Raw genomic sequence first — 2,318 nt, forward strand, 5'->3', positions numbered from 1 at the left:
CTTATTCCAGTTATATCAGTTGGTTGGAAAGCAGGGATATGGAAGCCTCTAAGAAATTCTGGCAAAACTACCTGGCGGGTTACGAAAGTCTTGCCACACTTCCCAGAGACAGGTCAGGATCTACAGACTTTAAGTTGTCAGTGTCATCATTAGTTTTAAATGAACAAAAAACGCGTACTTTAAGACAAGTTTCATCTGAACATGGTGTCACGTTAAACACCATTTTACAAACTGCGTGGGGAATATTATTAGCTAGATACAATAATACAAATGATGTAGTCTTTGGTACTGTTGTATCAGGTCGTCCTGCAGAGCTGAATGGGATTGAGACAATGGTTGGTTTGTTTATTAATACTATTCCGGTCAGAATCAACTTTGACAATGATATTATAAAGGACCTATTAAAGAAAGTACAGCAGGATGCTATAGAGGGAGAGTCCAATCATTATAGCCCACTATCAGAAATTCAGGTAGCCAGTGGATTAGGTATGGCGTTATTGGATCATATTTTGATTTTTGAAAATTATCCAATAGCAGATGAAATAGAAGGAGAGAATAGAGGAGAGGATTTGCATACAGTTACCGATCTAGAACTATTTGAGCAGAGTAACTATGATTTTACTCTCGTTGTACTGCCTGGTGATACCATTCGACTTAATTTTGAGTATAATTCAAATAGATACAGTTCAGAGGTTATTGACAGGTTTAAAAGTCACTTTGAAGCCATAATTGATCAAGTGGGTTACAGCAATAAACTCGTTTCTGACATTGATATTTTATCGTCACAAGAGCGGGAGAAGTTGTTGGATGAGTTTAACAATACTTCTAAAGATTATCCTAGAGAAAAGACCCTCGCGAAGTTATTCACTGAACAGGCCCTAAGAACTCCTGATAATACCGCTTTGGTGTTTGAAACTCAGACAATGAGTTACAGTGCATTAGACGCGAGAACCAATCAGTTGGCACGTCACCTTGTGGAAAAAGGCTGTGCTGCAGGAACTATTGTTGGCTTGATGGTTGACCGTTCAATAGAAATGATGATTGGTATACTGGCTATTTTGAAAGCTGGTGCCACATATCTTCCAATAGGCATCGATCAACCTGCAAGCCGGGTGGCTCATATGTTGGAGGATAGCAATACCAAAATATTGATTACTGAAGGGAGCCATTTGGATGCGTATAAAGATCAGGTAGAAGTGATAAATGTTCATGATGAGACAGTGTATTCTCAGGATGATTCAGAACTGAATATTGCTTGCAATTCAGATCAACTGGCGTATATCATATACACTTCAGGATCCACTGGGAAACCTAAAGGAGTGATGGTTTGCCATCGGTCTGTGGTTAACATGGTGTATTCCCTGACGGAGAGTTACGAAGTAGATGCCAGTGATCGAATCCTGCAGTTTTCAGCAATTACATTTGATTCTTCCGTAGAGCAGATATGGCTGGCTTTATTGAATGGCGCAGCCCTGGTATTGATAAGTAGAGATATGATGCTCAATACTGAGAACTTCAATACCTACATTAGCCAGCAGGGTGTCACACAAATTGATACAACACCTACTTTTTTAGAAAGCATCGGCATTCTGCCGTATCCTGCCCTGCGCCGCGTAATGTCCGGAGGCGAGGCGTGTAGTAAGGAAACGGCTTGGGAGCTAAGCAAATATTGTGACTTCTATAATACATATGGACCTACTGAAGCAACTGTTACAACTCTGGTGTACAAATATAAACACGGAGAATCGCTTCAGTCAGTTGTTCCAATAGGAAAACCAACAAATAACACAAAAGTTTATATAGTAGACATACTGGGGCAGTTACAGCCAATAGGTGTGCCCGGAGAATTGTGTATAGGTGGGGAATGTCTTTCTCTGGGGTACTTCAACAGAGAAGAGTTGACACTGGAGAAATTTGTTGATAACCCATATTGTTCCGGTGAGAAGATTTATAAGACTGGTGATTTGGCCCGTTGGTTGCCTGATGGTAGTATCGAGTATCTGGGAAGGTTAGATGATCAGGTCAAGATTCGTGGTTTCAGAATAGAACTGGGAGAAGTTGAAAGGGAGCTTGTTACTTATGAAATGATCAAAGATGCTGCAGTGCTGGTAAAGGAAATAGCGGGAGATAAGTATCTGGTGGGTTATTATGTCTCTGATAAAGAATTATCAACAAGAGTACTGAGAGATCACCTATTTCAAAGCCTTCCGGATTACATGGTGCCTGCTCACTATATCCATATGGATTCTTTTCCAACTACTTCCAATGGCAAGGTAGACAGAAAAGCATTGCCTGATCCGGAGTTTACAGGAGGGGAA

1 protein-coding gene is annotated in these 2,318 nt (G+C 40.6%); it reads left to right on the forward strand.

The annotated features are described in order from the left end of the window. Positions 1 to 2,318, forward strand: a 2,318-nt coding sequence (locus C900_RS27705) for a non-ribosomal peptide synthetase (protein ID WP_040497722.1), incomplete at both ends; no start/stop codon positions are given.

It is taken from the genome of Fulvivirga imtechensis AK7 (assembly GCF_000331535.1).
Lineage (GTDB): Bacteria > Bacteroidota > Bacteroidia > Cytophagales > Cyclobacteriaceae > Fulvivirga > Fulvivirga imtechensis.